Annotated in this window: 4 protein-coding genes; 3 read left to right on the forward strand and 1 reads right to left on the reverse strand. The window is 71.2% G+C overall.

Annotation, left to right across the window (positions count from 1 at the left end):
- The first annotated feature begins 636 nt into the window (after positions 1 to 636).
- A complete protein-coding gene (gene gltB, locus H5J29_RS12680) occupies positions 637 to 5,217 on the forward strand; it encodes a glutamate synthase large subunit (protein ID WP_246393794.1) in 4,581 nt (1,526 codons plus the stop codon).
- The gene (locus H5J29_RS12685) at positions 5,210 to 6,661 is read left to right on the forward strand and encodes a glutamate synthase subunit beta (RefSeq protein WP_181781140.1); all 1,452 of its coding nucleotides are present in this window, start codon (positions 5,210 to 5,212) and stop codon (positions 6,659 to 6,661) included. Before gltB ends, H5J29_RS12685 begins: the two co-directional genes overlap by 8 nt.
- A 626-nt stretch (positions 6,662 to 7,287) precedes the next feature.
- Here the strand turns inward: H5J29_RS12685 and H5J29_RS12690 are convergent.
- Positions 7,288 to 7,725 carry a nitroreductase family deazaflavin-dependent oxidoreductase gene (locus H5J29_RS12690; RefSeq protein WP_181781141.1) on the reverse strand — a complete coding sequence of 146 codons (438 nt, stop codon included), beginning with the start codon at positions 7,723 to 7,725 and terminating at the stop codon, positions 7,288 to 7,290.
- A 136-nt stretch (positions 7,726 to 7,861) separates the two neighbouring features.
- Between H5J29_RS12690 and H5J29_RS12695 the strand changes: the two genes are divergently transcribed.
- Entirely contained in the window at positions 7,862 to 8,476 is a 615-nt protein-coding gene (locus H5J29_RS12695; protein WP_181781142.1) for a TetR/AcrR family transcriptional regulator, read from the forward strand.
- The last annotated feature ends 97 nt before the right edge of the window (positions 8,477 to 8,573 follow it).

Here is an 8,573-nt window from a genome sequence, read left to right on the forward strand (position 1 = left end):
GTCGCGAGCGCACGCAGCGGCCGCCAGGTCGGGTCCACCTCCTCCGCCGGGTCGGTCGAGACCTCGAAGAAGGGACCGACGCGCCCGACCGCCCCGAGCACCGTCCGTACCGCCGCTGTCACCACGCGCTCATCCTGCGCCCACCACCCGGTCCACCCGCACGGTCGTACCCTCCCCTTCCGGGGGTGCGCTCCATCACGTCGGCCCTGCGGGGTGCAGCCGAACGGGCGCCCCGGACCAGCCGGAAGGCCGCCGGAAGCGATCTCGGTCGCACCGCTCCGTCGCAGGTCACAGCAGTGGCCGCCGCTATGTCTGGCGGAGGGCGGGGGTCGCGTGCGACTCTTTCCGCGGCGAGTGTGTACCCGACGCAGCGTGCTGCCCGCCCCGTGAGCAACACAGTGCAAGCCGCCCGGCCGGGCCCCAGCGTGGGGATTCCGGTCGAGAACCGTGCGTCCGAACCACCAGCAGGAGACGACAGGCGCGATCCGGACGGGATGCACCCGAACGGACCAGCCCAGGCGTTCCGTCGGAGCATCGCTGTATTCTGGACCCCCTTGTGGAACCACCGTGGAAACCACCGCGGTCCACGTCGTCCCGATGCGAAGTCGGGGTGCACCGAGACGACAGGAGGAGCTGTTGGCTGCGACGAGCAACCGCCCCGGCCAGGCATCGACGGTCGGCGGGCTCTACTCGCCCGACCACGAGCACGACGCCTGTGGCGTCGCGATGGTCGCCGACCTGCAGGGTCGCCGCGACCACTCGATCGTCGAGAAGGCGCTCACCGCGCTGCTTCGCCTCGAGCACCGCGGGGCCCGCGGCGCGGAGGAGAACACCGGTGACGGCGCGGGCATCCTGATCCAGGTCCCCGATGCCTTCTACCGCGAGGTGGTCGACTTCGACCTGCCCGAGGCGGGCGCCTACGCCACCGGCATCGCGTTCCTCCCCCGGGACGAGGCCGCCGCGGAGCAGGCCGTCGCGCGGATCAACGAGCTGGCCGCGGAGGAGAACCTCCGCGTGCTCGGCTGGCGCGAGCTGCCCACCGACCCGGTGAAGGCCGACCTCGGGCCCACCGCGCTCGCGGCCATGCCCGGCTTCCGGCAGATCTTCGTGGCCGGCATCGAGACCGGCATCGTGAAGCCGCCGCCCACCGGCATCGAGCTGGAGCGGCGCACCTTCTGCCTGCGCAAGCGCGTGGAGCACGAGACCGGCGTCTACTTCCCCAGCCTGTCCCCGCGGACGATCGTCTACAAGGGCATGCTCGCGGAGCCGCAGGTCGAGGCCTTCTACCCGGACCTCTCCGACCAGCGGGTCACGAGCGCCCTGGCGGTGGTGCACTCGCGGTTCTCCACGAACACCTTCCCGGCGTGGCCGCTGGCGCACCCGTACCGGTACGTCGCGCACAACGGTGAGATCAACACGCTGCGCGGCAACCGCAACTGGATGAAGGCCCGCGAGGCGCTGCTGGCGTCGTCGAAGCTGCCCGGCAACCTGGACCGGCTGGTGCCGATCGTCACGCCGGACGCCTCGGACTCCGCGACCTTCGACGAGGTGCTGGAGCTGCTGCACCTGTCCGGTCGGTCGCTGCCGCACGCCGTGCTGATGATGATCCCCGAGGCGTGGGAGAACCACGCCGAGATGGACGCCAAGCGGCGTGCCTTCTACGAGTTCCACTCCAACCTGATGGAGCCGTGGGACGGCCCGGCGCTCGTCGCGTTCACCGACGGCACCCGGATCGGCGCGGTCCTGGACCGCAACGGCCTGCGGCCCGCGCGGTACTGGGTCACGGACGAGGGCGTCGTCGTGCTGGCCTCCGAGGTCGGCGTGCTCGACGTCGCGCCGGACCGGATCGTGCGCAAGGGCAGGCTCGAGCCGGGCCGCATGTTCCTCGTCGACACCGAGGCCGGGAAGCTGGTCGCGGACGAGGAGATCAAGGCCGAGCTGGCCGAGGCGCTGCCCTACGAGGAGTGGCTGCACGCGGGCCGGATCGCGCTGGAGGACCTCCCGGACCGGCAGCGCGAGACCCCCTCGCACGTGGAGCTCACGCTGCGCCAGCAGACCTTCGGCTACACCGAGGAGGAGCTGAACCTCCTGCTCAAGCCGATGGCCTCGGCGGGCGCCGAGCCGATCGGCTCGATGGGCAACGACGCGCCGCTGGCCTTCATCTCCGAGAAGCCGCGGCAGATCTACGACTACTTCATCCAGCTGTTCGCGCAGATCACGAACCCGCCGCTGGACGCGATCCGCGAGGAGCTCGTCACCTCGCTGCGCTCGCTGCTCGGCCCGGAGGAGAACCTGCTCGAGGCGGGCCCGGCGAACTGTCGGCGCATCGTGCTGCCCTTCCCCGTGCTGGCGAACGACGACCTGGCCAAGATCGTCCACGTCAACGACGACGGCGACATGCCCGGCTTCGCGAGCTACACCGTCAAGGGCGTCTTCCGGGCGGCCGACGGCGGCGACGGCCTGCTGCGGCGGCTCCAGGAGATCCGCGGCGAGGTCTCCGAGGCGATCCAGAACGGCGCCCGGCTGATCGTGCTGTCCAGCCGCGGCATCGACGCCGAGCACGCGCCGATCCCGTCGCTGCTGCTCACCGGCGCGGTGCACCACCACCTGGTGCGCGAGCGGACCCGCACGCGGGTCGGCCTGATCGTCGAGTCCGGGGACGCGCGCGAGGTGCACCACATCGCGCTGCTGATCGGCTTCGGCGCCTCCGCGGTGAACCCGTACCTGGCCATGGCCACGGTCGAGGACCTGGCCGAGCGCGGGGACATCCCCGGCGTGGACGCCAAGACCGCGGCCAAGAACCTGGTCAAGGCGCTGGGCAAGGGCGTGCGGAAGACGATGTCCAAGATGGGCATCTCGACCGTCGCCTCCTACACGGGCGCGCAGATCTTCGAGGCCGTCGGGCTGTCGAAGGAGGTCATCGAGACCTGCTTCGCGGGCACCACGTCCCGGATCGAGGGCGTCGGGTTCGACGTGCTCGCGGGCGAGGCGCTCAAGCACCACCAGCGCGCCTTCCCCGCCGACGGCACCCGGGCCAGCCACCGCGCGCTCGTCGTCGGCGGCGAGTACCAGTGGCGGCGCGAGGGCGAGCTGCACCTGTTCAACCCGCAGACCGTCTTCAAGCTCCAGCACTCCACGCGCTCGGGCAAGTACGACATCTTCAAGCAGTACACGTCCGCGGTGGACGACCAGGCCAAGAAGCTGATGACGCTGCGCGGGCTGTTCAGCTTCAAGGAGGGCGTGCGCGAGCCCGTCCCGATCGACGAGGTCGAGCCGGTCGAGGCCATCGTCAAGCGCTTCGGCACGGGCGCCATCTCCTACGGCTCGATCAGCCAGGAGATGCACGAGACCCTGGCCATCGCGATGAACCGGCTCGGCGGGCGTTCCAACACCGGCGAGGGCGGCGAGGACGCGGAGCGCTTCCTCCCGCTGCCCAACGGCGACTCCCGGCGCAGCGCGGTCAAGCAGGTCGCGTCCGGCCGCTTCGGCGTTACGAGCGAGTACCTCGTGAACGCCGACGACATCCAGATCAAGATCGCGCAGGGCGCCAAGCCCGGCGAAGGCGGCCAGCTGCCCGGCGGCAAGGTCTACCCGTGGATCGCCTCGACCCGGCACTCCACGCCGGGCGTCGGGCTGATCTCGCCGCCGCCGCACCACGACATCTACTCGATCGAGGACATCAAGCAGCTCATCCACGACCTGAAGAACGCCAACCCCAAGGCCCGCATCCACGTGAAGCTGGTCAGCCAGGTCGGCGTCGGGACGGTCGCGGCGGGCGTGGCGAAGGCCTACTCCGACGTCGTGCTCATCTCCGGGCACGACGGCGGGACGGGCGCGTCGCCGTTGTCGTCGATCAAGCACGCGGGCGGTCCGTGGGAGCTCGGCCTGGCCGAGACCCAGCAGACGCTGCTGGCCAACAACCTGCGCGACCGGATCGTCGTGCAGGCGGACGGGCAGCTCAAGACGGGGCGCGACGTCGTCATCGCCGCCCTGCTCGGCGCCGAGGAGTTCGGGTTCGCCACGGCTCCGCTGGTGGTGAGCGGCTGCATCATGATGCGCGTCTGCCACCTGGACACCTGCCCGGTCGGGGTGGCCACGCAGAACCCGGTGCTGCGCGAGAAGTTCGACGGGCGGCCCGAGTACGTCGTCAACTTCATGCGGTTCATCGCCGAGGAGGTGCGCGAGTACCTGGCGCAGCTCGGCTTCCGCTCCATCGAGGAGGCCGTCGGGCACGCCGAGATGCTCGACACCGACACCGCGGTGCACCACTGGAAGACCCAGGGCCTGGACCTACGCCCGATCTTCCACGCGCCGGAGCTGCCCGAGGGCGCCTCCCGGCACCGCACCCGCGCGCAGGACCACGGCCTGGAGAAGGCGCTGGACAACACCATGATCCAGCTCGCCGAGGGCGCGTTGCGCAACGGCGACAAGGTCCGGCTGGACCTGCCGGTGCGCAACGTCAACCGGACCGTCGGCACCATGCTCGGCTACGAGCTGACCAAGCAGTGGGGTGCCGAGGGCCTGCCGGACGACACGATCGACGTCACGCTGACCGGTTCGGCCGGGCAGTCGCTGGGCGCGTTCGTGCCGCGGGGCATCACGCTGCGGATGGTCGGCGACACGAACGACTTCTTCGGCAAGGGTCTCTGCGGCGGGCGGCTGGTCCTGCGCCCGGACCCGTCGGCCACCTTCGCGGCCGAGGAGAACATCATCGCGGGCAACGTGATCCTCTACGGGGCCACGGCGGGCGAGATGTACATCCGCGGCATCGTCGGCGAGCGGTTCTGTGTCCGGAACTCCGGTGCGGTGGCCGTCGTCGAGGGCGTGGGCGACCACGGCTGCGAGTACATGACCGGTGGCAAGGTGGTCGTGCTGGGCAAGATCGGCCGCAACTTCGCGGCGGGCATGTCCGGCGGCAGCGCCTACGTGCTCGACCTCGAGGACGGCGTGCTGGACAAGCGCGTCAACCCCGAGATGGTCGACATCGACCCGCTCGACGACGCCGACCGCGAGTTCCTGCGCGGCGCCGTCGAGTCCCACCACGCGGAGACCGACTCCCCGGTCGCCCGCGCCCTGCTCGCCGACTGGGACGTCGCGGTGGAGCGCTTCGGCAAGATCATGCCGAAGGACTTCAAGCGCGTGCTGCAGGCCCGCGAGCAGGCCGAGAAGGATGGCCGCGACGTCGATGCGGCGATCATGGAGGCCGCACATGGGTGACCCGAAGGGCTTTCTGACCACCGAGCGCGAGACGCCCACGCGCCGTCCGGTCGACCTGCGCCTGATGGACTGGCGCGAGGTCTACGAGGAGTTCCCGCACGACCACCTGGAGAAGCAGGCCGGGCGCTGCATGAACTGCGGCATCCCGTTCTGTCACCAGGGCTGTCCGCTGGGCAACCTCATCCCGGAGTGGAACGACCTCGTCTACCGCCACGACTGGCGCGAGGCGATCGAGCGGCTGCACGCCACCAACAACTTCCCGGAGTTCACCGGGACGCTGTGCCCCGCCCCGTGCGAGGCGGCGTGCGTGCTGGCGATCAACAACGACGCCGTCACCATCAAGCAGGTCGAGGTCGAGATCATCGACCGGGCCTGGGAGGAGGGCTGGGTCACCCCGGTCGTCGCCGTGACCAAGACCGGCAAGAAGGTCGCGGTCGTCGGCTCCGGACCGGCGGGCCTCGCCGCCGCACAGCAGCTCACCCGCGCCGGGCACGACGTCGTCGTGTTCGAGCGGGCGGACCGGATCGGCGGGCTGCTCCGCTACGGCATCCCCGAGTTCAAGATGGAGAAGGCGCGGCTCGACCGGCGGCTCGAGCAGATGCAGGCCGAGGGCACGCACTTCCGCGCCTCGGTCGACGTCGGCGAGGACGTCACCGTCGCGCAGCTGCGCGAGGAGTTCGACGCCGTCGTGCTGTCGATCGGCTCCACCATCGGGCGGGACCTGCCCGCCACGGGCCGCGAGCTCGAGGGCATCTACCAGGCCATGGAGTTCCTGCCCTGGGCGAACCGGGTGCAGCAGGGCGACCTCGACGAGCCGCAGATCACCGCCGCCGGCAAGCACGTGGTGATCATCGGCGGCGGCGACACCGGCGCGGACTGCCTCGGCACGTCGCACCGGCAGGGCGCGGCGTCGGTCACCCAGCTCGAGATCATGCCCACGCCCCCGGAGCACCGCACCGAGGGCATGCCCTGGCCGACGTACCCGATGGTCTACCGGGTCTCCTCGGCGCACGAGGAGGGCGGCGAGCGGCTGTTCTCGGTGAACACCACCGAGTTCGTCGACGACGGCACCGGCAAGGTCAAGGCGCTGCGGCTCGTCGAGGTCAAGCGCGGCGACAAGGGCTTCGAGGCCATCGAGGGCACCGAGAAGGAGATCCCGGCGGACCTGGTCCTGCTGGCGATGGGCTTCGTCGGGCCGGAGAAGGGCAGCCTGCTCGACGAGCTGGGCGTGGAGCTCGACGAGCGCGGCAACGTCTCGCGGGACGACTCCTACATGTCCAGCGTCGAGGGCGTGTTCGTCGCGGGCGACGCGGGCCGCGGGCAGTCGCTGATCGTGTGGGCGATCGCCGAGGGCCGTTCCGCGGCCTCGGGTGTGGACCACTTCCTGACCGGCCGGGAGGTCCTCCCCCGCCCGATCAACCCCACGGACCGCCAGATCGCCTGAGCTGCGGATCCGCGTGACGAACGGGCACTCCCTAGGGGGTGCCCGTTCGTGTTTTCTGGGGGATTGGGGCGGTACAAGATCGCACGTTTCGTGCTCTCAGCGCTGCATGATCGCGATCTAGGTGCACTCAGCGTCGCGACCACAGCGCTGACAGCACGGTAACGCCGATCATGGCGTGGGCCGGCGGGCCGGCTGCACGTTTCGTGCTCTCAGCGCGGCCGTGACAGCACTCCCCGCACGCAACCAGCGATCTTGCCGCGCTGAGAGCACGAAACGTGCACAACGGGTCAGGCATCCAGGGTGCGGCCGTACACCCTGCTGCTCGCCGCGCCAGCCCGACCGCGACCCCCGCCGGGCTCGTGGCCGGTTGCCTCCCGGTTGTCCGGTTGGCGGCGTCGGGCGCTCTGCGGTCGGTGCCGCGCGGCCGTCGGGGGTCGGGGCGACGGCGACCGCCGCACCGCGACGAATGACCGATCAGCGCGTGATCTCCCACGTTCGGCGTGACTGGTGGGACTTGTGGGGGTCGGACCGAAACTCCTGGGCCCTCGCCGCGTTGGACTGGACACCGGTGCCGGTGGACTGGGGAGCCCCCACCGGCACCGGACAGCTTCCAGGCGCCGCAGTGCTCAGCCGATGCGGAACACGGGGAAGCCCGGTGCCACCTCGAGCAGCTCCTCGTCGGTCGCGTCCTTGCCGAGACCCTCGAAGAAGCGGCCGACCTCCCACGCCCACTTCCGCAGGTAGTAGCGCAGCACGGGCGGCTTGTCGGCGTCGGCCAGCTCGGTCACGGTGATCGGCTCGACCCGCCGCCCCAGCCGCAGCTCACCCCCACCCGCCGCCCGGATGTTGCGGACCCACTGGGTGTGCCCGCGCGGCGCGACGAGGTAGCGCACGCCGTCGACCGTCATCAGGTTCACCGGCGTGGTCCGCCACTCCCCCGACTTCCGGCCGCGCACGGCCAGGACCCGGCTGCCCATCAGGCTGACGCCGCGCCGGGCGAGGGCGGCGACCATGCGGTTGAAGCGGGCGTCGACGGCCTGCGGGACCAGGTAGCGCGTGGTCATCGTGAACTCCTTTGTGAGCAGTGCTCTCGCTTGAGAACAGTGAACCTCCGCCGCCCCCGACCAGTCAAGAGCACTGCTCTGAAGTTTCCTCAGCCGCATTTTTGCCGATCCGGCAGAATCTTCGTAGCGTGGAGCCGTGGTCGGCCTCCGGGAACGCAAGAAACTCGAGACCCGCAGGGCGCTGAGCTGGGCGGCGATCCGCCTCGTCGTCGAGCGCGGGATCGCCGGGGTCCGGGTCGAGGACGTCGCCGAGGAGGCCGGGGTCTCCGAACGCACCTTCCGCAACTACTTCGCCACCCTGGCCGACGCCGTCGCCGACCGGCACCTCGAGCGCAGCCTGCAGATCGCCGACGAGCTGCGGCGCAGGCCCGCGGGCGAACCGCTGTGGGAGGCGCTCCGCCGGGCCGTCGAGACACGCTTCGGGCTCGGTGCCGCGGACTCCGCACCCGATCCCGTGTGGGTCGCCGGGGTGCGGGCGATGGTGACCGAGCCCGGCCTCCACGGCGCGATGCAGAAGACCGCCGCAACCGCCGCGGAGACGCTCGCCGCGGCCGTCGCGGACCGGACCGGCACCGATCCCGAGCGCGACCTGTACCCGAAGCTGGTGGCCGCCGCCGTCGGGGCGGCGGTCGGGGCGGCGACGGAGCACTGGCTGCGCGCCGATCCGCCGGTCCCGATGGGCCCCCTGCTGGTCGAGGCCCTCGACCGGCTCTCGTCCGGACTCCCCGAGCCGTCCGAGGAGGACGCATGACCGACGTCGTGATCGCGGGAGCGGACCGAACGGGCTGATGCCGGCCCTGGCGGGGGTCCGGCCCATGGTCCAGGAGCCGCTGGCCGCACCGTCGCCG

The sequence above is a fragment of the Pseudonocardia pini genome (genome assembly GCF_013870575.1).
Taxonomy (GTDB): domain Bacteria; phylum Actinomycetota; class Actinomycetes; order Mycobacteriales; family Pseudonocardiaceae; genus Pseudonocardia; species Pseudonocardia pini.